At 60.7% G+C, this 24,318-nt stretch carries 27 protein-coding genes and 1 pseudogene; 13 read left to right on the top strand and 15 right to left on the bottom strand.

The genetic code is table 11. From position 1 onward, the window contains the following. Window positions 1-63: 63 nt before the first annotated feature. Window positions 64-699, bottom strand: a complete 636-nt coding sequence (locus AC1DU9_RS17265) for a glutathione S-transferase family protein (protein ID WP_477810529.1) — start codon at window positions 697-699, stop codon at window positions 64-66. A 393-nt stretch (window positions 700-1,092) separates the two neighbouring features. Here AC1DU9_RS17265 and AC1DU9_RS17260 point away from each other — a divergent pair, with 393 nt between their 5' ends. After that, complete coding sequence (locus AC1DU9_RS17260; RefSeq protein ID WP_095942720.1) at window positions 1,093-1,341, top strand: DUF6124 family protein; 249 nt, start codon at window positions 1,093-1,095, stop codon at window positions 1,339-1,341. Window positions 1,342-1,361: 20 nt separating this feature from the next. On the opposite strand, the gene gntR is transcribed toward AC1DU9_RS17260, so the two are convergent. After that, entirely contained in the window at window positions 1,362-2,393 is a 1,032-nt protein-coding gene (gene gntR, locus AC1DU9_RS17255; RefSeq protein WP_477810528.1) for an HTH-type transcriptional regulator GntR, read from the bottom strand. A 214-nt stretch (window positions 2,394-2,607) separates the two neighbouring features. Between gntR and AC1DU9_RS17250 the strand changes: the two genes are divergently transcribed. Beyond that, a complete protein-coding gene (locus AC1DU9_RS17250) occupies window positions 2,608-3,141 on the top strand; it encodes a gluconokinase (protein ID WP_477810527.1) in 534 nt (177 codons plus the stop codon). Between the two features lie 81 nt (window positions 3,142-3,222). Beyond that, the gene (locus AC1DU9_RS17245; RefSeq protein ID WP_095944529.1) at window positions 3,223-4,575 is read left to right on the top strand and encodes a GntP family permease; all 1,353 of its coding nucleotides are present in this window, start codon (window positions 3,223-3,225) and stop codon (window positions 4,573-4,575) included. A gap of 178 nt (window positions 4,576-4,753) precedes the next feature. Here AC1DU9_RS17245 and alaC read toward each other — a convergent pair whose 3' ends face one another. Continuing rightward, complete coding sequence (alaC, locus tag AC1DU9_RS17240; protein ID WP_477810526.1) at window positions 4,754-5,971, bottom strand: alanine transaminase; 1,218 nt, start codon at window positions 5,969-5,971, stop codon at window positions 4,754-4,756. 139 nt (window positions 5,972-6,110) lie between these two features. Between alaC and AC1DU9_RS17235 the strand changes: the two genes are divergently transcribed. From AC1DU9_RS17235 to AC1DU9_RS17225, 3 genes are all read left to right on the top strand, one after another. Further along, window positions 6,111-6,773, top strand: a complete 663-nt coding sequence (locus tag AC1DU9_RS17235) for a LysE family translocator (protein ID WP_477787734.1) — start codon at window positions 6,111-6,113, stop codon at window positions 6,771-6,773. A gap of 66 nt (window positions 6,774-6,839) precedes the next feature. After that, on the top strand, window positions 6,840-7,325 hold the full coding sequence (locus tag AC1DU9_RS17230; RefSeq protein ID WP_477810525.1) for a GyrI-like domain-containing protein: 486 nt from the start codon (window positions 6,840-6,842) through the stop codon (window positions 7,323-7,325). A 98-nt stretch (window positions 7,326-7,423) separates the two neighbouring features. Then, on the top strand, window positions 7,424-7,912 hold the full coding sequence (locus tag AC1DU9_RS17225) for a GNAT family N-acetyltransferase (RefSeq protein WP_057399032.1): 489 nt from the start codon (window positions 7,424-7,426) through the stop codon (window positions 7,910-7,912). A gap of 145 nt (window positions 7,913-8,057) precedes the next feature. On the opposite strand, the gene AC1DU9_RS17220 is transcribed toward AC1DU9_RS17225, so the two are convergent. Further along, entirely contained in the window at window positions 8,058-8,543 is a 486-nt protein-coding gene (locus AC1DU9_RS17220) for a GNAT family N-acetyltransferase (protein ID WP_223459382.1), read from the bottom strand. Between the two features lie 141 nt (window positions 8,544-8,684). Here AC1DU9_RS17220 and AC1DU9_RS17215 point away from each other — a divergent pair, with 141 nt between their 5' ends. The 3 genes from AC1DU9_RS17215 (at window position 8,685) to AC1DU9_RS17205 (ending at window position 10,758) form a co-directional block, all read left to right on the top strand. Beyond that, entirely contained in the window at window positions 8,685-9,110 is a 426-nt protein-coding gene (locus AC1DU9_RS17215; protein ID WP_223459379.1) for a YybH family protein, read from the top strand. A gap of 66 nt (window positions 9,111-9,176) precedes the next feature. Continuing rightward, window positions 9,177-9,521 (top strand): YciI family protein, encoded by a 345-nt coding sequence (locus AC1DU9_RS17210; RefSeq protein ID WP_108215161.1) that lies wholly within the window; start codon window positions 9,177-9,179, stop codon window positions 9,519-9,521. A gap of 1 nt (window position 9,522) precedes the next feature. Then, on the top strand, window positions 9,523-10,758 hold the full coding sequence (locus tag AC1DU9_RS17205; protein ID WP_223459377.1) for an RNA polymerase sigma factor: 1,236 nt from the start codon (window positions 9,523-9,525) through the stop codon (window positions 10,756-10,758). 125 nt (window positions 10,759-10,883) lie between these two features. Here AC1DU9_RS17205 and AC1DU9_RS17200 read toward each other — a convergent pair whose 3' ends face one another. Continuing rightward, a complete protein-coding gene (locus tag AC1DU9_RS17200; RefSeq protein ID WP_223459375.1) occupies window positions 10,884-11,738 on the bottom strand; it encodes a LysR family transcriptional regulator in 855 nt (284 codons plus the stop codon). A gap of 90 nt (window positions 11,739-11,828) precedes the next feature. Between AC1DU9_RS17200 and AC1DU9_RS17195 the strand changes: the two genes are divergently transcribed. Next, entirely contained in the window at window positions 11,829-12,263 is a 435-nt protein-coding gene (locus AC1DU9_RS17195; protein ID WP_223459373.1) for a multidrug/biocide efflux PACE transporter, read from the top strand. A 140-nt stretch (window positions 12,264-12,403) separates the two neighbouring features. On the opposite strand, the gene AC1DU9_RS17190 is transcribed toward AC1DU9_RS17195, so the two are convergent. The 4 genes from AC1DU9_RS17190 to AC1DU9_RS17175 form a co-directional block, all read right to left on the bottom strand. Continuing rightward, window positions 12,404-13,126, bottom strand: coding sequence for a TylF/MycF/NovP-related O-methyltransferase (locus AC1DU9_RS17190; RefSeq protein WP_223459371.1), 723 nt, complete (start codon window positions 13,124-13,126; stop codon window positions 12,404-12,406). Further along, a complete protein-coding gene (locus AC1DU9_RS17185; protein ID WP_223459369.1) occupies window positions 13,123-13,989 on the bottom strand; it encodes a hypothetical protein in 867 nt (288 codons plus the stop codon). The genes AC1DU9_RS17190 and AC1DU9_RS17185 overlap by 4 nt, the downstream gene beginning before the upstream one ends. A gap of 218 nt (window positions 13,990-14,207) precedes the next feature. Continuing rightward, window positions 14,208-15,821 carry an inorganic phosphate transporter gene (locus AC1DU9_RS17180; RefSeq protein ID WP_477810524.1) on the bottom strand — a complete coding sequence of 538 codons (1,614 nt, stop codon included), beginning with the start codon at window positions 15,819-15,821 and terminating at the stop codon, window positions 14,208-14,210. Window positions 15,822-16,064: 243 nt separating this feature from the next. Further along, a complete protein-coding gene (locus tag AC1DU9_RS17175) occupies window positions 16,065-17,087 on the bottom strand; it encodes a transporter (protein WP_223459365.1) in 1,023 nt (340 codons plus the stop codon). A 271-nt stretch (window positions 17,088-17,358) separates the two neighbouring features. Here AC1DU9_RS17175 and AC1DU9_RS17170 point away from each other — a divergent pair, with 271 nt between their 5' ends. Next, window positions 17,359-18,984: a methyl-accepting chemotaxis protein gene (locus AC1DU9_RS17170; protein WP_223459363.1), complete on the top strand. Its 1,626-nt coding sequence runs from the start codon at window positions 17,359-17,361 to the stop codon at window positions 18,982-18,984. A gap of 60 nt (window positions 18,985-19,044) precedes the next feature. On the opposite strand, the gene AC1DU9_RS17165 is transcribed toward AC1DU9_RS17170, so the two are convergent. Both AC1DU9_RS17165 and AC1DU9_RS17160 read right to left on the bottom strand, forming a co-directional pair. Next, window positions 19,045-19,350, bottom strand: coding sequence for a PepSY domain-containing protein (locus tag AC1DU9_RS17165; protein ID WP_223459361.1), 306 nt, complete (start codon window positions 19,348-19,350; stop codon window positions 19,045-19,047). Window positions 19,351-19,504: 154 nt separating this feature from the next. Further along, window positions 19,505-20,635 (bottom strand): glycerophosphodiester phosphodiesterase, encoded by a 1,131-nt coding sequence (locus AC1DU9_RS17160; RefSeq protein WP_223459359.1) that lies wholly within the window; start codon window positions 20,633-20,635, stop codon window positions 19,505-19,507. A 209-nt stretch (window positions 20,636-20,844) separates the two neighbouring features. Here AC1DU9_RS17160 and AC1DU9_RS17155 point away from each other — a divergent pair, with 209 nt between their 5' ends. Then, on the top strand, window positions 20,845-21,171 hold the full coding sequence (locus AC1DU9_RS17155; RefSeq protein WP_223459357.1) for a DUF2025 family protein: 327 nt from the start codon (window positions 20,845-20,847) through the stop codon (window positions 21,169-21,171). Window positions 21,172-21,512: 341 nt separating this feature from the next. Here the strand turns inward: AC1DU9_RS17155 and AC1DU9_RS17150 are convergent. From AC1DU9_RS17150 to AC1DU9_RS17140, 3 genes and pseudogenes are all read right to left on the bottom strand, one after another. Beyond that, window positions 21,513-21,605 (bottom strand): annotated as a pseudogene (locus tag AC1DU9_RS17150) (antibiotic biosynthesis monooxygenase); the annotation flags it as partial. Between the two features lie 101 nt (window positions 21,606-21,706). Further along, window positions 21,707-22,030, bottom strand: coding sequence for an antibiotic biosynthesis monooxygenase family protein (locus tag AC1DU9_RS17145; RefSeq protein ID WP_223459352.1), 324 nt, complete (start codon window positions 22,028-22,030; stop codon window positions 21,707-21,709). Beyond that, window positions 22,027-22,734 (bottom strand): CTP synthase C-terminal region-related (seleno)protein, encoded by a 708-nt coding sequence (locus AC1DU9_RS17140; protein ID WP_223459349.1) that lies wholly within the window; start codon window positions 22,732-22,734, stop codon window positions 22,027-22,029. Before AC1DU9_RS17140 ends, AC1DU9_RS17145 begins: the two co-directional genes overlap by 4 nt. 15 nt (window positions 22,735-22,749) lie before the next feature. Here AC1DU9_RS17140 and AC1DU9_RS17135 point away from each other — a divergent pair, with 15 nt between their 5' ends. Beyond that, complete coding sequence (locus tag AC1DU9_RS17135) at window positions 22,750-23,691, top strand: LysR family transcriptional regulator (RefSeq protein WP_223459347.1); 942 nt, start codon at window positions 22,750-22,752, stop codon at window positions 23,689-23,691. A 6-nt stretch (window positions 23,692-23,697) separates the two neighbouring features. Here AC1DU9_RS17135 and AC1DU9_RS17130 read toward each other — a convergent pair whose 3' ends face one another. Further along, a complete protein-coding gene (locus AC1DU9_RS17130; protein WP_223459345.1) occupies window positions 23,698-24,231 on the bottom strand; it encodes a DUF1003 domain-containing protein in 534 nt (177 codons plus the stop codon). Between the last annotated feature and the right edge of the window lie 87 nt (window positions 24,232-24,318).

Genomic DNA, 24,318 nt, shown 5'->3' with positions numbered 1-24,318 from the left:
AGTGGCCTTGCAAGCCCGAGGTTGCCTTGCTGTGTGGCGATCCAGGCGGCAACCTGCGGCCATTCAAGGCAAGCCGTTGCAGCAATGCTTCAGGAAACCGGGGTGTTGCGCCAGGCGTTTGAAATACTCATCGATGGCGGGGTAGTCAGGACGGTCGATCGGCGTCATCAGCCAGCGATTGACTGACAGCCCGATGACAACGTCGGCCAGAGTAAAGCTTGGCCCGGCGACATAGGCCTTGGTGGTCGCGAGTTGATGTTCGAGGATGCTCATTTTCTGGTTCCAGCCGCGGATGCCGACGTCGAGGCGATGGGCGTCCTGGAATTCCGGGTCCTTGCGCACCAGTGCCATGAACGCATAGGTCCAGGACGGATTGAGCTCGATGGCTTGCCAATCCATCCACTGCTCCACCCGAGCGCGGGCGGCCGGTTCGCCAGGCAGCAGTTCGTGGTGGTGTTGGTGTTTGCCGGCCAGATAGCGGCAGATGGTATTGGATTCCCACAACACGCCGGCTTCATCGATGATCACCGGCACCTGAGCGTTGGGATTGAAGCGCAGGAACTCGGGGCTGTGGGTGGACGCGAAGCCACTGCCCCAGTCCTCGCGTTCGTAGGTTATGCCCAGTTCTTCGCAGGTCCACAGGACTTTTCTGACGTTGATGGACGAGGCTTTGCCGAGAATTTTCAGGGTGTGTTCCATTTGAGCAACTCCATCGCGAATGGCGTAGGTGTAATTGTAGGAGCGGTCTGTAGGAAAGGCGTTTCGACAGGTTTCCGCTGCCTACGAATTATTGCGTCATTGCCTACAACTACGCCAGAATCCGCCGGCTTGTGCGCCTGGTATCCGGACTCTATCGTTCCGCGTCGCTGCAAATTCAGCGATCGGGTTTCGCAGCCCGGGTATCTCTAGACGCATGGCGTCCACCGTTCGTGATCAGGTGATTTTGTGCCTGGCAGTTCACGTTATGGCGGCTGTGCGTGGGAGACCTTCGGGTCTACCGGGTTCTAGAGTCCCGGTCTGCGACCCGCGTACAGCTGCCACCCTTCGTATCGCAGCGAATCGTGGCAGCTCCATTACTCTAGGAGCATCACCATGTTCAAACCCACGCCGAACCCCCCACGCAATCCCAGCCCAATGTTCTCCATCTCTCCCGGCATCAATAACGAAACCCTGTTGGCGCACGCCTGCGAATCGTTGGCCTCGGCGAGCGTCATGACCAATGACTTTGCGGCATTCCTGGAAGGTAGCCAGCGCAATACGGCATTGGCGATTGCACAGATCATCATGCTGGCCGAGCTGGCGGTGAACCGGGTGCTGGATAACCTCGATCCGCAGGATTAATCGCGGAACCTGTGTCGCGCCTACGTGCTTTCACGCACCTTCAACTCAAACCCCATGTCCTGCACCGGCTTGGCCACGGTATTGCCGGCCATCAGCGTCAGCATTTGTTCCGCCGCGCGGCGGCCGATGGCTTCGCGTGGGGTGTTGATGCTGCTCAGGCGCGGGACCATGTGTTCGGACATCGGCAAGTCGTTGAAGCCGAGGATCGCCACTTGCTCGGGGATCTTGATTCCGCAGCGCATCGCTTCGAGCAAGGCGCCCTGGGCCAGGTCGTCGTTGCCGAAGAAGATCGCGTCGACATCCGGATGACTGGCCAGCAGTTGCAGGAACAGTTCGCCGCCGAGGCCGACGGAGGATGAGCGGGGCGTCAGCACTTCCAGGTCCGGGTCATACAGACCGGCCTTTTGCAGGGCTTTGCGGAAGCCTTCGCCACGCAGCAAGGTGCGCTGGTCGAGTTGCGCGCCGATGTAGGCCAGGCGTTTGCGGCCGCGAGACAGCAAGTGTTCGGCAGCCGTTTCGCCGGCGGCCAGTTGCGAAAAGCCAACGCAATTGAGCCCGGCCGCGCTGTCCAGTTCCATCATGTACACGCAAGGAATGTTGCTGGCTTCGATCATCCGCCGCGAACTTTCGGTGCGGTCGAAACCGGTCAGGAGCAGGCCTCGGGGTTGATAGGCCATGTAATTTCGCAGCAGGTTTTCTTCTTCATCGCGGGAATAGTGGAAGTTGCCGATCAGCACTTCGAAGCCCTTGGGGCGTAAAACCCGATGAATGGCTTCCAGGGTGTCGATGAACAAAAGGTTCGACAGCGACGGCACCAACACCACCACCGATTGGCTTTGGGCCGAGGCCAGGGCACGGGCGGCAGGGTTGACGACATAGTTGAGGTCCAGCGCCGCTTTCTGCACCTTTTCCACAAGTTCAGTGGCCACGGTGCTGACGCCACGCAGGGCGCGGGAGGCGGTGATCGGGCTGACGCCGGCCAGTCGGGCAACTTCGTTCAGGGTAGGGCGGCCAGTGGTGCGGGTATTTTTATCGTTCTTGGTTGTGTTCATCGACGGCTTGCCAAACAAAATTCAAGGCACTAAGGTAGCGCTGTCTCGATGCAGCTGCAAATGCGTGAGCGAGGGTTCGCCTGATCCTTGCTTTTTGGCGTCGGGACCTAACTGCTGCAACCCATAAAATGACAAGAAAGGCGTCGGCAACTTCTGCTTTTGCTCTAGTGTCATAACTGGCAAAGGTAGCGCTGTCTGCGCGCTGAGGTGTTACATGAATCATCCCATCACCGCCCTGGTCATCATGGGCGTTGCCGGTTGCGGCAAGACGTGCGTCAGCGAGGCCCTGTGCCATTTGAGCGGCGCCACGGCCATTGAAGGCGACTCTTTCCACCCTGCCGCCAATATCGAAAAGATGAGCGCGGGGATCCCCCTGAACGACGAAGACCGCGCCGGCTGGCTCGACAGCCTGTGCGATGAACTGCGCCGCGTCGACGCCAAGGGCCAGCGCGCGGTGCTGACCTGTTCGGCGCTCAAGCACATCTATCGCGAACGTTTGCGCAGTGCCTTGCCGGGCCTGGGCTTTGTGTTCCTTGAACTGACCCCCGAAGTGGCCGCCGACCGCGTCTCCCATCGGCCAGGCCACTTCATGCCGTCGACCCTGATCGACAGCCAGTTCGCCACCCTCGAATCGCCCGTCGGCGAGCCGTTGACCCTGGCGCTGGATGCTTCGACCCATAGCGTCGAGCAACTGGCGGCGCAGGCTCATGCCTGGTGGCAGGCGCACGGCCTGAAACAGGCGGTATGACTGTGTTTGCAAAGACAGCGCTGTCCTCACGACTTCTGATCAACCCGCTTTAATAACAACAACAACCAGGAGACACCCCTAATGTTTGGCATGTCCCACGAGACGTTCCTGCTGCTCGATGCAGTGGTCACGGTGATCGGGCTTATCGTCCTGATCACCAAGTTCAAATTTCACCCCTTCATCGCCCTGATCATCGCCGCAGCCTTCCTCGGGCTGACCTCCGGCATGCCGATCGGCACCATCATCAAGGCGTTCCAGGACGGCTTCGGTGGCGTGCTTGGCTTTGTCGGCATCATCCTCGCGCTGGGCACCATGCTCGGCAAAATGATGGCCGAGTCAGGCGGTGCGGATCAGATTGCGCAGACGTTGATCCGCGCCTTCGGCAAGGACAAGGTGCAGTGGGCGATGATGTTCGCCGCGTTCCTGGTCGGTATTCCGCTGTTCTTCGAGATCGGCTTCGTGCTGCTGATCCCGCTGGTGTTCATCGTGGCCCGCCGTACCGGTGTGTCGATCATCAAGATCGGTATCCCGTTGCTGGCCGGTCTGTCCGCCGTGCACGGTCTGGTTCCGCCGCACCCGGGTCCGTTGCTGGCGATCGGCGTGTTCGGTGCCGACATCGGCAAGACCATTCTTTATGGTCTGATCGTTGCGTTGCCAACCGCCATCATCGCTGGCCCGATCTTCGGTACCTTCATTGCCAAGCACATTCCTGGTCATCCGAATCAGGAACTGGTGGATCAACTGGTGCGCGATGAGAATGCAGGCGATCTGCCTAGCTTCGGCATTACCCTGATCACTGTACTGTCACCCGTGTTCCTGATGTTGCTCAAGACCTTTGCCGATGTGGTGCTGCCGGACGGCAACTTCTTCCGCACTTTCATGGACCTGATCGGTCACCCGATCTCGGCCCTCCTGCTGGCGTTGCTGCTGTCGCTGTACACCTTCGGCTACAAGCAGGGCATCGGTTCGCAACAGATGCTCAAATGGCTGGACGCGAGCCTTGCGCCGACCGCCGCGATCATCCTGATCATCGGTGCCGGTGGTGGTTTCAAGCAGATGCTGGTAACCAGCGGTGTAGGTGATGTGATCGGTCACATGGCGGTGGCTGCACAGATCTCGCCGATCCTGCTGGCCTGGCTGGTGGCAGCGGTGATTCGTATCGCGACCGGTTCGGCGACCGTGGCGACCATTACCGGTGCCGGCATTGTGGTGCCGGTGGTGGGGATGATTCCGGGCGTGAACCGCGAACTGCTGGTGCTGGCCACCGGTGCAGGTTCCCTGATCCTGTCCCACGTCAACGACGCCGGTTTCTGGCTGGTCAAGCAATACTTCAACATGACCGTGGCCGAAACCTTCAAGACCTGGACCGCGATGGAAACCATCCTGTCGGTGGTGGGCCTGGGCTTTATCCTGTTGTTGTCGCTGTTCGTTTAAGCGATTCGGCAGGCACAAAAAAACCGCAGCGATGCGGTTTTTTTGTGGGTGATCGATTTAAAGGCAGAACACAATCAATGTAGGAGCGAGCCTGCTCGCGATAGCGGACTTGCATTCAACATCTTCGTTGAAGGTTAAGCCCTCATCGCGAGCAGGCTCGCTCCTACAGGTTTTTGTGTCAGGCGTTGGTTTTCTGTGCCAACCCATCCGCCCGAAACATCCCGCGAATCCCGCGTACAGCCTGACGAATCCGGTCCTGGTTTTCGATCAGGGCGAAGCGCACGTGATCATCGCCGTACTCGCCAAACCCGACGCCCGGCGAGACACACACCTTGGCCTCGGACAGCAGTTTCTTGGCAAACTCCAGCGAGCCCAGGTGCGCATAAGCCTCGGGAATCTTCGCCCAGACGTACATCGACGCTTTCGGGTTTTCCACCATCCAGCCCAGCTCATGCAGGCCCTTGACCAGCACGTTGCGCCGCTGCCGGTATTGCTCTGCGATGTCGCGCACGCATTGCTGATCGCCTTCCAGCGCGGCAATCGCCGCCACTTGCAGCGGGGTGAAGGTGCCGTAGTCGTGGTAGCTCTTGATCCGCGCCAGGGCGTTGACCAGTTCCGGGTTGCCGACCATGAAGCCAATGCGCCAGCCGGCCATGTTGTAGCTCTTGGACAGGGTGAAAAACTCCACCGCAATGTCCTTGGCCCCCGGCACCTGCATGATCGACGGGGCTTTCCAGCCGTCGTAGACGATGTCGGCGTAAGCCAGGTCGTGCACCACCAGCACGTCGTACTGCTTGGCGAGGGCGATCACCCGTTCGAAGAAGTCCAGCTCCACGCACTGCGCGGTAGGGTTGGACGGGAAGCCGAGGATCATCATCTTCGGCTTGGGGATCGAACCACGAATCGCCCGCTCCAGTTCAGCGAAAAAATCCACGCCCGGCACCAGCGGCACCGACCGCACCTGGGCACCGGCAATCACCGCGCCGTAGATGTGAATCGGGTAGCTCGGGTTCGGCACCAGTACGGTGTCGCCCTGATCCAGGGTGGCCAGCATCAGGTGCGCCAGGCCTTCCTTGGAGCCGATGGTGACGATGGCTTCGCTTTCCGGGTCGATGTCGACCTCGTAGCGATCCTTGTACCAGTTGGAAATCGCCCGGCGCAGGCGCGGAATACCCTTGGAGGTGGAGTAACCGTGGGTGTCTTCGCGCTGGGCCACCGTCACGAGTTTTTCGACGATGTGCGGCGGCGTGGCGCCGTCGGGGTTGCCCATGCTCAAGTCGATGATGTCTTCGCCACGACGACGGGCGGCCATCTTCAGCTCGGCGGTGATGTTGAAAACGTAAGGGGGGAGTCGATCTATGCGCGCAAAGCGGCGCGGCGAACCTTGTTCGGCCATTGTTGCCTCGGATAACGTAAGCGCCCGGAACCGTCCGAGCGACGCTGGCCACTGCGGTGGCCTGTGGCGGAATGTACGGGCAGCTGTGGCAGACTGTCCAGCCTCCATGTAAACAATTTTTTCCGAAGGATAGGGTTCGATGGAATTTACCAGCGGCTTCTTGCTGAGCCTCTCGCTGTGCCTGGATATCGGCGTGGCCAACATCGCAATGATCACCCTGGCCATGCAGCGCGGCTATTTCCAGGGCTTTGCCCTGGGCCTTGGGACCTGCGTCGGCGACCTGATCTACGCGGTGCTGGCGCTGGCCGGCATGACCGTATTGCTGCAGTACGAAACCGTGCGTTGGGTGTTGTGGATCGGTGGCTCGGCGCTGCTGGTGTACTTCGCGGCGAAGATGATTTATTCGGCGATCCACCATGAGGCGCTGTTGGCCGAGACCGCCGAGGTGGGCCACAACTCCCATCGCAAGGAGTTCTTTCGCGGGATTTTCCTGGCCATGTCGTCGCCCAGTGCGATTCTCTGGTTCGCCGCTGTGGGCGGTACGCTGATCGCCCGTTCCGGTGGCGGTGGCGCCCTCAGTTCCGCGCTGTTTCTCGGCGGTTTTCTCTGCGCGGGGATTCTCTGGTGTGTCGGGCTGTGCTTTGCCGCGAGCCACGGCGGCAAGTTGCTCGGCGACAAATTGCTGCGTTACTCCTACATGGCATCGGCGGCGATCTTCTGCTATTTCGCGGTCTACGTGATTCTATCTGGCTATAACGAGTTCGTTGGCGCCGCTGCCGTCGAGCAATTGCACGCACTGTAATTGGGCGAATCGGGTTTGGCTTCTATACTCCCAGCCGAACCCATTTTATGTGTCAGGAGTCGAGTCATGGAAGAGTTAGCACGCGTCGAACTGACGCAACCGCGCTTCGAACACGGGCACTTCCTGCTGATTGCAGGGCTTGGTGGACGATTCACCCAGCAATCCACCCAAGGCATTCCCGAACTCTGGGAGAAACTCAATCCGCATCTGGGCGAGATTCCGGGCCAAAAAGGCGAAGTCACTTACGGTGTCTGCTGCAATTTCGACGGCAAGGGCGGCTTCGATTACATCGCTGGCGTCGAGATCAGCAAACTCGACGATTTGCCGGACACGTACCGTTGGGTAGAGATTCAGCCCCAGCAGTACGTCGTGTTCGAACATCAAGGACCGCTGGCCACATTGCCGCAAACCTTCCAATACATCCATGGCACGTGGTTGCCACAGTCCGGGCATGAGTTGCTGGCTGCCCCGGAATTCGAGCGCTACAGCGAAGACTTCAACCCCAGGCTCAACACCGGAAAGCTGGAAATCTGGTTGCCGATCAAGGCATGACACCTGCATCGGGAGGCGGATCAGCCGATTCGTCTCTCGATGTCCCACGGCGGCTGATTTATCATCCCCAGCCTTTCCCACGCTGATCCCGAGCTGCCATGAACACCGTCATCCGCAACGTCACTCCTGCCGATCTGGACCGCTGCTTTGCCATCGAAACCCTTGCCTATGAAGGCGACGAAGCCGCGACCCGCGAGAAGATCGCCACCCGCATCGCCACCTGGCCCGAGGGTTTTATCGTCGCGGAAGTGGACGGGGCAGTCGCCGGTTTCATCAACTCCGGTGCGGCGTTCCAGGTGGAAATGTCGGACGAAGCGTTCAAGGAACTGATCGGCCACGACCCGGCCGGGCCGCACGTGGTGATCATGTCGGTGGTGGTGCACCCGGATTATCAGGGGCAGGGCCTGGCCAAACGGCTGATGGGTGAGTTCATCGAGCGCATGCGTGCGATGGGCAAGGTCAGCATCAACCTGATGTGCAAGGAGCGGCATATTCCGTTGTACGCTGGATTTGGTTTTGCCTACGTCAAACCCTCGGCATCCGACCATGGCGGCATGGCGTGGCATGAGATGGTGCTCGAACTCTGATCCGACGAAGATCCCCTGTAGGAGCGAGCCTGCTCGCGATGGAGTGTCAGTCGACACCACTTATGCTGACACACCTTCGCGAGCAGGCTCGCTCCTACAGGGGGCGGTGTTGTGTCAGGAATGTCTGCAAAAAACTAACGCGCAGTCAAAACACCAACCCCATCCGCCGCTCATAACCGATCCGGCCTTTGTACGCCTCGCCGCTGTCGACAAAGCCAAACTTGGCGTACAGGGCGATGGCGGCCTCGTTGTCGGCATCCACCGACAACTCCAGCCCCCGGATTTCCGGCCAGGCCAGGCGCGCGGCCTCGGGCAGCGCTTGCAGGCAGGCCTTGCCGTAGCCTTTGCCCTGGGCGCGTCGATCGACTTGCAGGGCATGCAGGGTGGCGCTGTGCTCATCGGCCCAGGCCGGCAACACCGGTGGGCGCTTGAGCAGCAGGAAGGCCACGGGAATATCTTCGGCCAGCAGGGCAAATCCTTTGACTCCCGGGCCGGGCTTGGACAACAAGGTGTGCAAGGCACCGTGGATATCACCGGAAAACCTGATTTGCTGCGGATGCACTTCGATGGCCTCGACCTGTTGGCGCTGCTGCGTATTCAGGCTTTCATAAGGCACGAGTCGGGCTGTCACGGGTGTGTCCTTTTCCAGCATGAATAGAGCCTCGGATTCTAGCGATTCCGGCCGTTTGAATTATTTTTATTTCACTTGTCGATTCGCCGGATCGCCGGACGACTAAGGGTGTCTTCACTATAAAAACCACGGAGAACCACCATGAACTCGCAAACCCAGATTCATAACCTCATCGAGAACTATCGTCAGGCGGTCATGGCCAAGGACATTGAAAAAGTCATGGCCCTTTATGCCGATGACATCGTCTCCTTCGACGCGGTCAAGGCCCTGCAATTCAAAGGCAAGCCGGCGTATCGCGCGCATTGGCAGGCCTGCATGGAAATGTGCCCCGGCCCGCACATCTTCGAATTCCACGAAATCACCATCGAGCCGTCCCAGGAAATTGCGTTCGCTCACTGGCTCGCCCACTGCGGCGGCACCAATGAAAAAGGTGAAACCCAGTCCTGCTGGATGCGCGTCACCGCCTGCTATCGGCAAGAAGCCGGGCTGTGGCAGATCGTCCACGAGCATTGGTCGGCACCGTTCGACATGACCAGCGGCGCGACGCTGTTCGATCTCAAACCCTGATCGTCGGGAAGCCGAGCCAGAATGCCAATCAGCGACCATAGTTGATCGTTCGATAAGGAGAGCGTGATGAAGTATCTATGCCTGGTCTACAGCGATGAGCAGTTGCTGCATTCGCTACCGGAAAGCCCGAAGGACGAAGAGTGCATGGCCTATGCCGAGTCGATCCAGGGCAGTGGCCGGATGGTCGCCGCCGAGGCATTGGAGTCGGTGCAGACCGCCACCACGGTGCGCATGCGCAATGGCAAGATGTCGATCACCGACGGCCCGTTCGCCGAAACCAAGGAGCAGTTGGCCGGCTTCTACCTGATCGACGCCCGCGACCTCAACGAGGCCATTCAGGTCGCGGGCAACATTCCGGCGGCCCGGGTCGGCAGTGTCGAAGTGCGCCCCGTTCGGCAGTTGAATCCTTAAGATGCCGGGGCTGCCGGTTCAGGCGCAGGTCGAGCGGGTCTATCGTGAAGAGTCGCGGCGCATTCTCGCGACCCTGATTCGCTTGCTGGGGGATTTCGACCTCGCCGAAGAAGCCTTGCACGAGGCGTTTTTCATCGCGGTCGAACGCTGGCAGCGTGACGGCGTGCCGGACAATCCACGGGCCTGGCTGGTGTCCACCGGGCGCTTCAAGGCCATCGATGCCTTGCGTCGGCGCGCACGCTTTACCGCCTCGCAGCCCTTGCTGATCGCGCAACTGGAGGCGCTGGAGCAGGCCGACTGGAGTGATGAAGACGTGGAAGACGATCGCCTGCGGCTGATCTTCACTTGCTGCCACCCGGCCTTGGCGGCGGACGCGCAAGTGCCGCTGACGCTGCGGGAAGTCTGCGACCTGACCACGGAAGAAATCGCCCGGGCCTTTCTCTCGGCCCCGGCCACCATCGCCCAGCGCATCGTGCGCGCCAAGGCGAAGATCCGTGATGCGAAAATCCCTTATCAAGTGCCGACGCTGGCTGAGTTGCCTGAGCGTCTGGACAGCGTATTGCGGGTGATTTATCTGGTGTTCAACGAGGGTTATTCGGCGTCCATCGGAGCCGAACTGATCCGCGAGGATTTGACCAGAGAAGCGATCCGTCTCGGTCGGTTGCTGGTGGAACTGCTGCCGGCGCCGGAGGTCATGGGCTTGCTGGCGTTGATGCTGTTGCACGAGTCGCGACGCCCGGCCAGGACCTCGGCGAGCGGCGAGCTGATTGTGCTGGACGAGCAGGACCGTTCGCTGTGGGACGCCGGGTTGATCACTGAAGGCTGCACGCTGATCGAACAGGCACTGACCATGGGACGCTTCGGACCCTATTGCCTGCAAGCGGCCATCGCGGCGGTGCACGCCGAAGCGCCGACGGCGGGGGAAACCGATTGGCCGCAGATTGTCGGTCTGTATGACGTGCTGCTGCGGGCGGTGCCGTCGCCGGTGATCGAGCTGAATCGGGCGGCGGCTATTTCGAAACGTGATGGACCGCTGGCGGGGTTGACGCTGGTGGACGCCATTCTGGAGCGGGGAGAGTTGCTCGATTACCACCTGGCGTATTCGGCGCGGGCGCAATTCTGTCGGCAACTGGGTCGCAAGCAAGAGGCGCGGGCGGCGTGGGAACGGGCGCTGGCGTTGACCCGGCAAGAGCCGGAGCGGCGGTTTATTGAAGAGCGGCTCAGGGCGTTGGATTGATGCGGCCGTTCTGGCCTCATCGCGAGCAGGCTCGCTCCTACAGTGATAGGTGGTGCACACAAATTTTGTGACCGACACAATAACTTGTAGGAGCGAGCCTGCTCGCGATAAGGGCCGAAGGACCTTCACTCCAGCATCTTGCCCAGCAACCAGCTCCCCGCCGGCCCCGGCGGATTCAGCCGCGACCACAACGCATCCACCGACACCGTTTTCGGCCAGCCGCGCACCACCAGTTCCTGCAAGGTGCCTGGCCCGAACCGCTCGACCAGCCAGCGGGGCAACGGTGCCCAGCCGAATCCGCCCTGGGCCATTTCCAGCAGCATCAGATAACTCGGCGCCGACCAGACGCGGCCCTTCGCCCGACTTTCATAGGGATTGATGATGGTGGCCAGACGCAGCTCGCGGTGTTGCTGCAGTACGTCCCGGTCGACGTGGTCCAGCGTCGCCAACGGGTGTGTCGGGGACACGAACAAGGCGATTTCCGTGCGCTCGTCCACCGTCGAGCTGACCAGGTCCGGCGGGTAGCTGTCCTGCATTTCGGCGAAGGCAATGTGCGCCCGTCCGCTTTGCACCAGGGACATCAGGTCATCGCACTCGGCGATCAGGCATTCGAGCTCCAGGTCCGGGTAACGCTGCTCGAAGGCACTGAGGGCGGCTTCGAAGCGGTCCGACTGATAGGTATCGGACAGTGCCACCGTCAGCTTTGCTTCCACTCCTTGGGACAGTTGGCTGGCGGTCATTTCCAGGCGACTGGTGGCGGCCAGGATGTCTTCGGCCCGTTGCAGCATGACGTGCCCGGCCGGGGTCAGCCCGGGTTTGCGGCTGCTGCGGTCGAACAGCGTCAGGTTCAGGTCGATTTCCAGACTGGCCACTGCGGCGCTGATGGTCGACTGACTGCGGCCCAGCTTGCGTGCCGCGGCAGAAAATGAGCCCTGGGTCGCCGCTTCGACAAACGCCAGCAACACTTCGTGAGAAGCCATGAACTATCGCCCTGATCGATGGTTATTGGTTATGAAGTATCGGTGTGATGACAGATCATGGCAACCACAGTCACTCAAGGGAGTTCGGCCATGAGCGCCAACAAGTCCATTACTGAACGTATTTTTCAAGCCATCGGTTTCGAACTGCTGGCCATCCTGATCTGTACCCCGTTGCTGGCCTGGATCATGAACAAACCGATACTGGACATGGGTGCTGTGACCATCGCCATGGCTGCACTGGCCCTGGCCTGGAACGTGGTGTTCAACGGTATGTTCGATCGGGTGCTCAAGCGCCTGGCCATCGTGCACAACGCCTGGGTCCGCGTGGTGCATGCGCTGTTGTTCGAAGGCGGTCTGGTCGCCCTCGGCGTGCCGTTGATCGCCTGGTGGCTGAATGTCAGCCTGTGGCAGGCGTTCCTGCTGGATTTCGGTGTGCTGCTGTTTTTCCTGCCGTACACCTATATCTATCACTGGGTGTATGACGTGGTTCGGGAGCGGATGGTGATGACTCGCGGGGCTTGCTGAGTCGTGTTTGAACCGGTTTTTGTAGGAGCGAGCCTGCTCGCGATGCCGGCGTGTCAGACAACATCAATGCTGAATGTCAGACCGCTATCGCGAGCAGGCTCGCTCCCACAGGTTTTTGTACCAGTTTCCAGGTCTTTGGATCAGACGTGGAAGTAACCCACGCACGAATCGAACGGCAGGCGCTTGAGTTCGATCTTGTTCAGGTCGAGCACTTCACGCAGGGCTTTGGTTTCGCCCGGGAAGTTGCGGTAGGCGACTTCGTCGAGTACCACGATCGCGCCTTTGGGCATGTACGGCAGGAAGGTCTCCAGCGCGACTTTGGTCGATTCGTACAGGTCGGTGTCGAGGATCAGCATGGCCACGACCAGGTCCGGACGGGTCTTGACCCACTCCGGCACGGTCTGGACGATGTCGCCCTTGACCAGCTCGCAACGCGGAATGCGGTTGACCGGGCGCAACAGGTCGTTGGCGTCGATCATGTCCTGGATCAGCGACTGGTCGGTGTCGGCGAACATGGTCTCGTTGACGTCGGCCGGGTCTTCTTTCTTGTCGATGCTCTGGAAGCCTTCGAAGGTGTCGAAGCCCACGATCGAGCGGTTGATCGCATACGGCTCGAGAATCATCGACAAGTGCATGTAGAGCATCAACGAGTTGCCCTTGTACACGCCGCACTCGATGATCGCGCCCGGTACTTCGGCGACTTTCTTGAACAGTTCCATGCGCGACAATGCAGCTGTCACGCCGATACGGTTGGCGAAGACGAACGGGGCGTCGGCCACGTACTCGGCATCGACCCGTTTCAGGACGCTGGAACGGGTTTCGTTGTACTGGGCCTCGGCGGGCGTGATGCGACGCTTGGTCATTGCGGGATTCCTCGGAAATTCGAAAAGTCGTGGGCGTGGAAATAATCTTTGAAACCGGCACCGACGTCAGGGCAGGCACTGTCGACGTTGATTGCGCCACGGTGGTGCTTGAGATCATCGAGGTGCATCAGGCGGAAGTCCACGCTGAAGCGGGTTTGTTGCGTGTAATTGGGCACGGTGCCGTGCAGGTGCGAACCCGAGAACACCAGCATCTCGGCGGTGTTGCCGGCGATGCGCAGTTCAGAGGTGGTGTTGATCGCTTCGGTAGGAACCGGGTGTTGGCGCGCCTCTTCCTTGACGTTGTCCCTGGCGCGCTGGCGTTGCACGTCGATCCAGTCAGTCAGGCTCCACTGCGCCGAGGTGTTTTTCACCGGGACGTCGAAGTAGGCCGGGTTGATCATCATGGTCTGCTCAGGCTGGATCGTGTAGACCGGCATCCAGGTATTGATCTGGCAGTCGACACCGCCGTACCAGGTATCGCGATGGGGCTTGTAGGCGTAGCTGACGCCAGCATGCAGGTAGTCGTAGTTGGGCACCACACGGATGCGCGGTACGTCGAAAATGAATTCCTCGGGAGCGGCACCGATTTCGTCGGTGAAGCTGCGGATCAGCTCCTTGGCCCGCAGGCTGTTGGTGAACTGACCCTTGAGGCGAGTCACCAGCACCACGAACTCTTCCACCGGCATCAGCGTGTGCAGCGCCTGGTGGTTGGTTTCGCCGTCGAAGGCGGCGGTAATGCTTTGCTGCGCGAAAGCACAAAGTTCTTTGGCTGCGCGTAACTGCGTGTTCAGGAAAATATCGCCCGCATAAATGGCTTCTTTGAAGTCAGCTTTCTGCTGCAGCTGATTGATGTACAGATTCACGGTTCCTCTCCTGAATACATCGAGTCTCTTATGAGTCGGCACCACGCGGACAAACTGAAGGGCTGTCGGACCTGTGGTGCGTCAATAAAGCGCAAGCCTTTGAGCATGCGAGCAAATGCCGTGCCGCTGGACGAAAAAAATCCCGACGGGAAAACCCGCCGGGATGTTTGGCTGCGACCCTGGACTTTTTACCTGTGGGAGCAAACCCGCCCCCACATTCAGAACAATTGGGTGAACAACCAGTACAGGCTGCCCGACAGCAGGATCGCCGCCGGCAACGTCAGCACCCAGGCCATCAGCAGGTTGCGGATGGTCTTCATATGCAAGCCGCCACCGTTGGCAACCATGGTCCCGGCCACGCCCGAGGACAGCACGTGAGTGGTCGACACCGGCAGGCCGAACATGTCGGCGGCGCCGATGGTCAGCATCGCCACGGTTTCTGCCGAGGCGCCCTGGGCGTAGGTCAGGTGGGTCTTGCCGATTTTCTCACCGACCGTCACCACGATGCGCTTCCAGCCGACCATGGTGCCCAGGCCCAGGGCGATGGCCACGGCGATCTYCACCCACAACGGAATGAACCGCGTGGAGTTGTCGATCTGTTGCTTGAACAGTTGCAGCTTGCCATTGGTGTCGGCGTCGAAATTGCCGACCTTGTTCTTGTCCATCAAGCGAATGGTTTCGCTGCTCAGGTACATGTCATTACGCACGTTGCCCACGGCCTCGGCCGGGACTTTCGACAGCGAGCCATAACCCTTGACCTGGGCACCGATGCTGCCGGTCAGCGCAGCCAGCGCCGGCACCAGTTGCGGGGTCGCTTCCTTGCTGCGCACATATTCGGACAGCACCGGGCGCGGGTCGGCTGGCGCTGGCAGCGGAGCAGCTTTGACCAACGCTTGCTGGGTGACTTCGGCGACCGCCGCGAACTGCAACGCTTGATCGGCCGGCATGGTGCGGTTCAAGGCGTAAGCCATTGGCAGCGTGCCCACCAGAATCAGCATGATCAGGCCCATGCCTTTCTGGCCATCGTTCGAACCGTGGGCAAACGACACACCGGTGCAGGTCACGATCAACAGGCCGCGAATCCACCATGGCGGCGGGGTCTCGCCCTTTGGCTCCTTGTACAGCGCACGATTCTTGACGAACGCGCGCAGCGCCAGCAACAGCAGCGCGGCGCAGCCGAAGCCGACCAGTGGCGAGAGCAGTAGCGCGTAACCGATCTTGGTGGCTTGCGCCCAGTCCACGCCACTGGTGCCGTCGCGGCCGTGCATCAGGGCGTTGGCCACGCCGACCCCGATGATCGAACCGATCAGGGTGTGCGATGACGACGCCGGCAGGCCCAGCCACCAGGTGCCGAGGTTCCACAGGATGGCAGCGATCAGCAGGGCGAAGATCATTGCGAAACCGGCGGACGAGCCGACTTGCAGGATCAGCTCCACCGGCAGCAGGGCGATGATGCCGAACGCCACCGCGCCGCTGGACAGCAGCACCCCGAGGAAGTTGAAAAATCCGGACCAGACCACCGCCACGTTCGGCGGCAGCGAGTGGGTGTAGATCACCGTGGCCACCGCGTTGGCGGTGTCGTGGAATCCGTTGACGAACTCAAAGCCCAGGGCGATCAACAACGCCACGCCGAGCAGCAGGAACGGCGTCCAGGTGGTCACCACCGTGCCGAGTTCGTTCATGTCGTGCATCAGGCTGTAGGCGGTAAACAACAAGCCGATGGCCAGCACGGCAAAAAACACCACGATGGTGATCAGGCCGGGCTTTTTGTCGAATTGCGGTTTGGCACTACTGGCGGGCGCCGGGGCGGCGGTGAAGGAGGGCGTAGCCATCACGGACATTCCTGAGGAGGGAGGTGTATCAGTGATAATCGTTGCCAATTGTTACAGGGAGACTGCTTTGGGTCAGTGTTTGGGTTTTTCGCAGGCTGCTGATCTGAAGTCGAGCGCTTAAAACTGTGGGAGCGAGCTTGCTCGCGATAGCGGTGTGTCAGCCGACAACAATGTTGGATTTGCCGACGTCATCGTCGGAACGCCGCCCGGAGCAAGCTCGCTCCCACAGGGGGCCGGGTGCGTTCAATAATCCTGCTGCTTGCGAAACGCCCAGCGCCCGGCGATCACGGTAAAGGTCGCGACCAGCGCCACGAGGATCCAGAAACCCTGCGGATCGCCGGCCAGCGGAATGCCGCCGACGTTCATGCCGAAGAAGCCGGCGATGATGTTGATCGGCAGCGCCAGCACCGTCACCACCGTCAGGGTGAACAGCGTGCGGTTGGTCTGTTCGTTGATGTTGGCGGCGATCTCTTCCTGCAACAACTTGATCCGCTCACCCAGCGCCGTGAGGTCGTTGATGATCAGCGCGAACTCCTCGGTGGATTTGCGCAGCTCCTTCACGTCTTCCTTTTGCAGCCATTGCGGTGGCCGGTTGAGCAGGCGCAGCAAGGAGCCTGGCTCCAGCGCCAGCAGCCGTTGCAAACGCACCAGCACCCGGCGATTGGCGCCCAGCTCGGCGCGGTTGGTCGACAGCCGCGAAGAGAGCAATTCATCTTCGATCTGATCCACGCTCTGGCTGGTCTTGCGCACGATCTGGGTCAGCACTTCACCCTGGTCGCGCAGCAAATGCACCAGCAACTCCAGCGGGGAGCGAAAGCATTCCCGGGCCTTCACCGACGAGCGCAGTTTGTCCACCGAGTGCAGCGGTTGCAGGCGGGCGCTGATGATCAGCCGGCTGCGGGCGCACACCCAAAGCGTCGAGACGTCCGACGAGACCATGTTGCTGAGGTTGAACACCACGTCGTTGACCACCGCCAGCAACGCCGAATCGACATGTTCGATGCGCGTCGAGCGTGAGCCTTCGTGCAGCGCTTCGAAAAATTCCTCGGGCAATTCCAGATGACTCTTCATCCAGCGCTCGCACGCGGCATGGGCGAGGTTCAGGTGCAGCCACAGAAATTGCTCGTCGCTCTCCGGTTGTTGCAGGTACTGCAAGGCCTCGGCCGAATTGATTTCCCGGCCAGCCTCTCCGGGGTGAAAGCTGAAACCGTAGAGCAGGCCGAACAGATCCGTGTCGCGATGACTGTGATCGATGCTGTGGTTCATGAGGGCTCGCAAGGAGAGACGCCTGTCGCAGGTTTCGCAGGTTCACTTGAGCGGCATCATCGCAAGGCGGGATGACGTTTTTGTGACGGGGAAATAACGCAAACGATTGCGCTACCGGCGGTCGGGATTTTCTCAAGAACCGCTCTGGCTAGCCGATCACGCTTGGGTTGAGTTGCGCGCCGCAGGCCTCGGCCGGGACCGCAGACAGGGATGTCCGGACACTTTTCACGCCTTTACGGGCGTGCCTCATTCCTGTCATGAGTACCCTCCGATGTTTTTGCAAAAGTCCCTGAGAGCACAAATTCTCGCGCTGCTGAGCGGCAGCCTGCTGGCGATGCTGTTGATCGCCCTGGCGTGCTTTCACTTCCTGTCCAGCGGCGTGCAGAGCTACGCCAATCTGATCGAGGGCCCGCTGCATACCTCGCAACTGATCGATGAAGCCAACCTGCAATTCAAGGTGCAGGTGCAGGAGTGGAAAAACGTCCTGTTACGTGGCAAGCAACCGGCGGACCTGAGCAAGTACTGGGGGCAATTCGAAGACCGTCAGCGCGATGTGCAAAACAGCCTTGGCGAACTGGCCGGGCAGAAGGGCATCGAGCCGCAGCTCAAGAGCCGCATCGAGCGCTTGCGTGACGAGCATCGCCAATTGGGCGCGGCCTATCAGAAGGGCCGGGACGCGTTCGTGGCCGCCGGTGGTGACCCGACGGCGGGCGACACCGCGGTCAAGGGCATGGACCGCGCGGCCAGCGATCAGATGAGCGAACTGGTCAGCGAATTGCGCAAGCAGGGCGCCGAACAATCGACTCTAATCAGCGCCGCTGCCGATCGCACGGTGTTGCTGGGAATTATCGTGATGCTGGTTTCGGGGCTGCTGATCGGCCTGCTGAGCCTGTGGCTGGTCAACCGCAACCTGGTCGAGCCGATCCGCAAATTGATCGAATACGTGGCACAGCTCAGCCAGGGGCGTATTGCCGAGCGCGTCGCCAGCACCCGTCAGGACGAGTTGGGCAAACTGGCGATGGCCGCCAACACCCTGCGCGATTTCCTCGCCGAAACCTTCAGCCGTTTGCAGCGCAGCGCGTCTGACCTGGACAGCGCCAGCGGTGAGTTGAACTCGATCGCCACCGTGATGGCCGGCGGTACCAACGAGCAGTTCAATCGCACCGATCAGGTGGCCACGGCGATGAACGAAATGTCCGCTACCGCACAGGAAGTGGCCCGTCATGCCGCTGAAGCGGCGCGGGCCGCCGACGATGCCGACCAGTCCGCCCAACAGGGCGAAAAAGTCATGCAGGGCACCATCCACACCATCACCCAAATGCGCGGTGAAATCGCCAACACCGCCACGGTCATTCGCCAACTGGAAACCGACAGCGGGCGCATCGGCAAGGTCCTGGAAGTGATCCGCGGCATCGCCGAACAGACCAACCTGCTGGCGCTCAACGCCGCCATCGAAGCGGCCCGCGCCGGTGAGGCCGGACGCGGATTCGCGGTGGTGGCCGATGAAGTGCGCAGCCTGGCCCAGCGCACGGCGGCGTCGATCATCGAGATCAACCAGATCATCCAGACCGTGCAGACCGGTGCAATCGAAGCGGCCCAGGCGATTGAAAGCGGTCAGTCGCGCAGCGAACAAAGCGTGCAGCAAGTGACCGAGGCCGGCGCCATGCTCGAACGCATCACCCTGGCCGTGGAGGCCATCCGTGACATGAACCGCCAGATCGCCACTGCCGCCGAAGAACAGACCTCGGTGGCCGAAGACATCTCGCGCAACCTCACCGAGATCACCAGCATCGCCAGCACCAACCTGGACAACGTGCAGCGCACTGAAGCGGCCAGCAGCAACCTGCACGGTTTGTCGGGGCAGTTGAACGAGGTGACGGCGCGCCTGAGCGCTTGAACCCAGAATGCACAAAAGCCGCACGACTTCTCGATCGTGCGGCTTTTGTGCGTTTCGCGATTACGTGTCCTGTTTGTTCTTCAGGACCTTGCCGTTGGAAGCATCGATGTCCACATCCCACTCGACGTTCTTGGCGTCACGCAGTTCGACTTCGTACTCGTAACCGTTGAAGTAGTTGTCCAGTTCGGTTTTGTTGATCGTTGCACCCGGGTGCAGATCCAGCGCGATCTTGTTCAGATCTTCCAGCGCCTTGATCTTGCCGTCCTTGACCAGTTGCGGGATCTCATCGACCCGCACATCGGCCTGGGCCAGGCCCGCGGCAAAGGTCAGGGTTGCAGCGGTCAACAAAGCAGTCAGGGTCTTCATGGGCTTCTTTCCTTGGGTGATCCGTTCAAGTGAGATCAGGCTAGCCTGTGTAACTTAATCCACCCTTAAAACCCTCTGCATGTCCTGCATCAATCCCTCTGTGGGAGTGAGCCTGCTCGCGATGCAGGCACCTCGGTGTCGTGCCAGGCAGGGCTCAATAGCCGTTGTTCTTCAATACTTGATCGACACTCGCCGCCGGGCGTTTATAGAACTTCAACAACTCGCTGGCGCGGTTGGTGAAGATGCCGTCGACTCCGGCGTCCATGACTTTCTGGTAGTCCACCGCTTCGTCGATGGTGTAGACGTGCACCAGCAGGCCCTGATCGTGGGTGTACTGGTTCATCCACGGTTGCACCAGATCCGAATAACTCTGGTCGCCACCCTGGGTCAGTGCGGCGGACGGGCCGGTGCCTATGGCGCCCTGGGCCTTCGCGTAGTCGACCCAACGCTGGAATTCGGCTTTGTCCTTCGGTTCCTGTGCGGCGTAGTACGCGGCCTTGTCCCTGGCGCCGGACTCGGCAAATTTCACCTTGGACTTGGGCTCGATACTGCCTTCACCGACCCACAACAGCAGGATCTTCGGCACCTTCGGCATTTCCTTTTGCAGCAGTTCGAGGCTGCTCTTCTCGAAGGTCTGCAGGACCACCTTGCCTTTGCCCTGGCCGACCGCCAACTCGCTTTTTGCCAGTTTCGAACCGGTCGGGCTCAGCCAGCCGCGGTCCTGAAGTTTTTCCTTGAGGTCGTGTTCGATGCCGGGAAACTGCTTCGGCTCCTTGGTCTCGATGTACAGGCCGGGCTTGTGCAGGGAGTTGCCCTCGGCGATGTCGATGATTTCATCAAGGGTCAGAATCTTCAGGCCCGCGAAGGCGGGACGTGCGCGATCCGGGTACGCGGCATTGAACCAGCTGCCCGCATCCAGGGTTTTCAGCTCGACCATGGTGAACGCATTGGCCGGGCTGTCCTTGCGCTCGGGGAATTTGCTGGCAACGTCGGTGGTGCGTTGCAGATTATTGTCGTGCAGGGCAAACAGTACGCCATCCTTACTGCGCTGCAGGTCCATTTCCAGGTAGTCGGCGCCCAGGTCGCGGGCCGTCTTGTAGGCGGCGGCGGTGGATTCCGGCGCATCGAAAGACGCGCCACGGTGAGCGATCACCGCTGGATGCGGAATGCCCAGGCGGGTCGCCAGTGCCGCGGGACCGGGTTCGCTGGCGGCCTGTGCGTGGCCGACGCACAGGCCGAGCAACAGGCTCAGTAACAGGGCGCTTTTAGTAAAGGTTACGGGCATGGTCGAGATCCTTTCGCAATGAGGGGGCGTCCCTTTTAACAACTGATCATTGCAGGCGCTATCGCGAGACCGACACGAACCTGTCCAAAGCTGATGTTCGTCAGCGTTTTTGTGCGCCCGGTTGCAGTACGCTGGGGTCCTGCAATTCCCCGGCAGAGGGAAACGCAGGCCCTGCGTGCAAACCAACGATCACCATTGCGGGGTTTACCATGCGCATCACTTCCCAGCTCATCTGCCAGGCTGCCGACCAACTCAAAGGCTTCGTCGGCCTCAACCGCAAGACCGGCCACTACATCGTGCGTTTCAGCGAAGACTCGTTCGGCATGGACGTGGCAGACGACGGCATCATCCCGACCAGCGAATTTGTCTGGGTCACTGGTCCCGGGCAGACCATGACGCTAAAGCGCGAATTGATTCAGTTGCTGCTGGACCAGAATATCGATGACCGGATCAACATCACCGAGCCGTTGCGGGTGTACATGAACCGGCGGGAAGTGCCGGAGATTTCGGCGGTTCGCAGTCTGGTTCGGGGTTGAGTTTTTTTGCGGTGAATTGACTGGCCCCATCGCGAGCAAGCTCGCTCCCACAGTGGATCTTTGTCGTGCACAAATATTGTGACCGACCGGGATCGAATTGTGGGAGCGAGCTTGCTCGCGATGGCGGCCTGAATAACACCGCATCAATTACAGGCTGAACCCATAAGCCCGCTCAACCCGGCACACCCGYGTATGACACCGCGCATACCAGGTCGAGCGCCCACGCTCGCGAATCGCACTCCCACAGTGRRTCTTTGTCGTGCACAAATATTGTGACCGACCGGGATCAAATTGTGGGAGCGAGCTTGCTCGCGATGGCGGCYTGAATAACACCGCATCAATTACAGGCTGAACCCATAAGCCCGATCAACCCGGCACACCCGCGTATGACACCGCGCATACCAGGTCGAGCGCCCACGCTCGCGAATCGCACTCCCACAGTGGRTCTTTGTCGTGCACAAATATTGTGACCGACCGGGATCRAATTGTGGGAGCGAGCTTGCTCGCGATGGCGGCYTGAATAACACCGCATCAATTACAGGCTGAACCCATAAGCCCGCTCAACCCGGCACACCCGTGTATGACACCGCGCATACCAGGTCGAGCGCCCACGCTCGCGAATGGCCGTATGCTCCGGATGATGTTTCCACGCCAGAATCGCCTCCTCACTGGCCCAGTACGACACCGTAATGCCAAGCCCATCCTCGCCCCGCGCCGACTCCACCCCGAGAAACCCTGGCTGTTCACGGACCAGTTCCAGCATCCGTGCGGCCGCTTCGGCGTAACCCAAATCGCCCTCGGTGCGCAGTGAGGTGAAGATCACCGCGTAGTAAGGCGTCGCTGGCGTATCGGCGATCATGCCGAGCGCCCCGCACAGGCCTCGACAAAGGCGTTCACCAACGGCGGCAAGATGCCCTTGAGCGCCGCCCGCTCGGGTTGGAACAAAGTCGCGACAAAGAACGGATGACCGCTGAGTTCCACCGCCCGCAGTCCGTGTTCCGAATCGTGGCCGACGGCGTGAAGTTCGCGCTTGAGCAACTCCCCTTCGAACTGCGGATTCACGCCATAACGACAGCGATAGCCTTCACGAATCTCGGAGCTTTCGTACGCCTGGGCGATCAACGAGCCTTCACGTAAATGAATGGTATCGACCGCTTCCACCAGCGCGCACGTCAGCGGTGTCAGCAGCGCCCGTGCTGCATCGGGCGAAGTCTCGCCGTGTTCGGCATCCGACCAGCCCAGCACATTGCGCGCATATTCCAGCACCGCGTGTTGAAAACCGCCGCAGGTGCCGAGGAAAGGTCGCCGCTGTTCGCGGGCAAAACGAATCGCCCGCAATGCACCGTCCGTGTTGCGGTACGGGCTGGCTGGCACACACCAGAAACCGTCGAATGTGTGCAGCGCTGTCTCGGCGTGGATTTCATCGGTGGCGAGCCAGTGCCAGTGCAGGTTCAGGCCCGTGTGTTCGGCGACCCTTTCGAGGGCGACGGGAATGGCCTGGTGGGCGGTGACTTGTGGGTCGTAGTCGCCGATCAGGGCGATGCGAATCGGGCGGGTTTCCATGCGAGGCCTCTACACTTGTTGATTGCTGGTGCCCACTATAGATTGGCGTTCACGCATTCAATATTGGCGTTTTCCCAAGTGATCAATGCAGCGACGCACTATCGACTGGACTACCCGGACCTGGCCCTGATCCTCGCTCTGGTGCGCGGCGGCTCTCTGGCCCGGGCCGCGCAACTGCTGAGGGTGGATGTCTCGACGGTGTTTCGAGCGGTGCGCCGGCTGGAGGCTGCGCTGGGTCGGCAACTGTTCGAAAAAAGCCGCGCCGGTTACCTGCCCACCACCCTGGCGCAGTCCCTGGCGGAACAGGCCGAGCGCGCCGAGCAGGCACTGGAGGCGGCGCGCATTGGTGTCGAGCAGGGCGGTGAAGTGATCAGTGGCATCGTGCGCCTGACCTGTACCGATTCGGTCCTGCAAGGTTTGCTGTTGCCGGCGCTGGCGCAGTTCATGCCGAACTATCCGGCGCTGACCCTCGAACTCAGCACGTCCAATGATTTTGCCAACCTCAGCCGCCGGGATGCCGATATCGCCCTGCGCCTGACCCGCACGCCTCCGGAGCATCTGGTGGGACGGCGGCTGGCGGATGTTTCCTACCGCGTGTGTGCCAGCGAGCGATACCTGCGATCGGTCAACACCACCGATCTGGCCGCATTGACCTGGATCGCCCCGGATGACTTCCTGCCCGATCACCCGACCGTTACCTGGCGTCGCCAGGCTTTGCCGGGGGTAACGCCGGGCTATCGCTGCAACAGCATGCTGTCGGTGACCGAGCTGGTCAGGGCGGGGCTGGGTATAGCGGCGCTGCCGGACTTTTTGATCGGCGACGGATTACAGCCGCTGGGCGAGCCGTTGCACGGATACGACACCACGCTATGGCTGCTGACCCGTCCCGACTGCCGCGCCTTGCGCTCGGTGGTCACCTTGTTCGATGAGTTGGGACGGGCGCTGAAACAGCCGTGAAGCCATTCAGGCCTTAGGCTCATTCTTGCGCACGAAGTGCTGATGCATTTCCGTAGTCAGGTTTTCGATGCGCTCGGTGAGGGCCTTGGTCATCTCCGTGAGACGGGTGTTCTGCTCAAGCAACTCCAGCAGTTGCGCAGTGTTTTTCGCGGCCTGCGCCTGTCGCTCACTGTTGGCGGTCGCCAGCGCTTCGCGGTGCTGCGCATCGGCATCGGATTGGGCTTTGTCCCGGGCGGCCTGACGCGTCTGGGCTAACAGAATCAATGGTGCGGCGTAGGCCGATTGCAAGCTGAAAGCCAGGTTGAGCAGGATGAACGGGTACAAATCGAAGTGGGTGAAACCGGAAAGGTTGAGGCACACCCAGACCACCACGATCAGCGTTTGTGCACCGAGAAAAGTCGGTGTGCCAAAGAACCGCGCAAAGGCTTCGGCGCGCAGGGCAAACTTGTCATTGCCAAAGGTCGGCGCGAGGTGGGCATGAGGGCGATGGAAACGCAGGTGATCGACGTGGGCGGCGGTTTCGTGGCTGGTGCTGGTCATGATGCTCTCTGTTTGGCGCTGGGACTGAGGCTCACTATAGCCTCAGTGCCAGTTTCATTCTGAAACACATTGCGCCATTCAAGTCAG

It is taken from the genome of Pseudomonas sp. P4_C1 (assembly GCF_056402155.1).
This window is presented reverse-complemented; position numbering and strand designations above follow the sequence as displayed.

Excerpts from the sequence above, each read along its gene's own strand:
- AC1DU9_RS17170 (WP_223459363.1), top strand. The coding sequence starts at position 17,359 with ATGTTTTTGCAAAAGTCCCTGAGAGCACAAATTCTCGCGCTGCTGAGC.
- AC1DU9_RS17215 (WP_223459379.1), top strand. The coding sequence starts at position 8,685 with ATGAACTCGCAAACCCAGATTCATAACCTCATCGAGAACTATCGTCAG.
- AC1DU9_RS17130 (WP_223459345.1), bottom strand. The coding sequence starts at position 24,231 with ATGACCAGCACCAGCCACGAAACCGCCGCCCACGTCGATCACCTGCGT.
- AC1DU9_RS17160 (WP_223459359.1), bottom strand. The coding sequence starts at position 20,635 with ATGCCCGTAACCTTTACTAAAAGCGCCCTGTTACTGAGCCTGTTGCTC.
- AC1DU9_RS17210 (WP_108215161.1), top strand. The coding sequence starts at position 9,177 with ATGAAGTATCTATGCCTGGTCTACAGCGATGAGCAGTTGCTGCATTCG.
- AC1DU9_RS17245 (WP_095944529.1), top strand. The coding sequence starts at position 3,223 with ATGTTTGGCATGTCCCACGAGACGTTCCTGCTGCTCGATGCAGTGGTC.
- AC1DU9_RS17190 (WP_223459371.1), bottom strand. The coding sequence starts at position 13,126 with ATGACCAAGCGTCGCATCACGCCCGCCGAGGCCCAGTACAACGAAACC.
- AC1DU9_RS17260 (WP_095942720.1), top strand. The coding sequence starts at position 1,093 with ATGTTCAAACCCACGCCGAACCCCCCACGCAATCCCAGCCCAATGTTC.
- AC1DU9_RS17235 (WP_477787734.1), top strand. The coding sequence starts at position 6,111 with ATGGAATTTACCAGCGGCTTCTTGCTGAGCCTCTCGCTGTGCCTGGAT.
- AC1DU9_RS17230 (WP_477810525.1), top strand. The coding sequence starts at position 6,840 with ATGGAAGAGTTAGCACGCGTCGAACTGACGCAACCGCGCTTCGAACAC.
- AC1DU9_RS17250 (WP_477810527.1), top strand. The coding sequence starts at position 2,608 with ATGAATCATCCCATCACCGCCCTGGTCATCATGGGCGTTGCCGGTTGC.
- AC1DU9_RS17165 (WP_223459361.1), bottom strand. The coding sequence starts at position 19,350 with ATGAAGACCCTGACTGCTTTGTTGACCGCTGCAACCCTGACCTTTGCC.
- AC1DU9_RS17175 (WP_223459365.1), bottom strand. The coding sequence starts at position 17,087 with ATGAACCACAGCATCGATCACAGTCATCGCGACACGGATCTGTTCGGC.
- AC1DU9_RS17225 (WP_057399032.1), top strand. The coding sequence starts at position 7,424 with ATGAACACCGTCATCCGCAACGTCACTCCTGCCGATCTGGACCGCTGC.
- gntR (WP_477810528.1), bottom strand. The coding sequence starts at position 2,393 with ATGAACACAACCAAGAACGATAAAAATACCCGCACCACTGGCCGCCCT.
- alaC (WP_477810526.1), bottom strand. The coding sequence starts at position 5,971 with ATGGCCGAACAAGGTTCGCCGCGCCGCTTTGCGCGCATAGATCGACTC.
- AC1DU9_RS17195 (WP_223459373.1), top strand. The coding sequence starts at position 11,829 with ATGAGCGCCAACAAGTCCATTACTGAACGTATTTTTCAAGCCATCGGT.
- AC1DU9_RS17155 (WP_223459357.1), top strand. The coding sequence starts at position 20,845 with ATGCGCATCACTTCCCAGCTCATCTGCCAGGCTGCCGACCAACTCAAA.
- AC1DU9_RS17200 (WP_223459375.1), bottom strand. The coding sequence starts at position 11,738 with ATGGCTTCTCACGAAGTGTTGCTGGCGTTTGTCGAAGCGGCGACCCAG.
- AC1DU9_RS17145 (WP_223459352.1), bottom strand. The coding sequence starts at position 22,030 with ATGATCGCCGATACGCCAGCGACGCCTTACTACGCGGTGATCTTCACC.
- AC1DU9_RS17205 (WP_223459377.1), top strand. The coding sequence starts at position 9,523 with ATGCCGGGGCTGCCGGTTCAGGCGCAGGTCGAGCGGGTCTATCGTGAA.
- AC1DU9_RS17140 (WP_223459349.1), bottom strand. The coding sequence starts at position 22,734 with ATGGAAACCCGCCCGATTCGCATCGCCCTGATCGGCGACTACGACCCA.
- AC1DU9_RS17265 (WP_477810529.1), bottom strand. The coding sequence starts at position 699 with ATGGAACACACCCTGAAAATTCTCGGCAAAGCCTCGTCCATCAACGTC.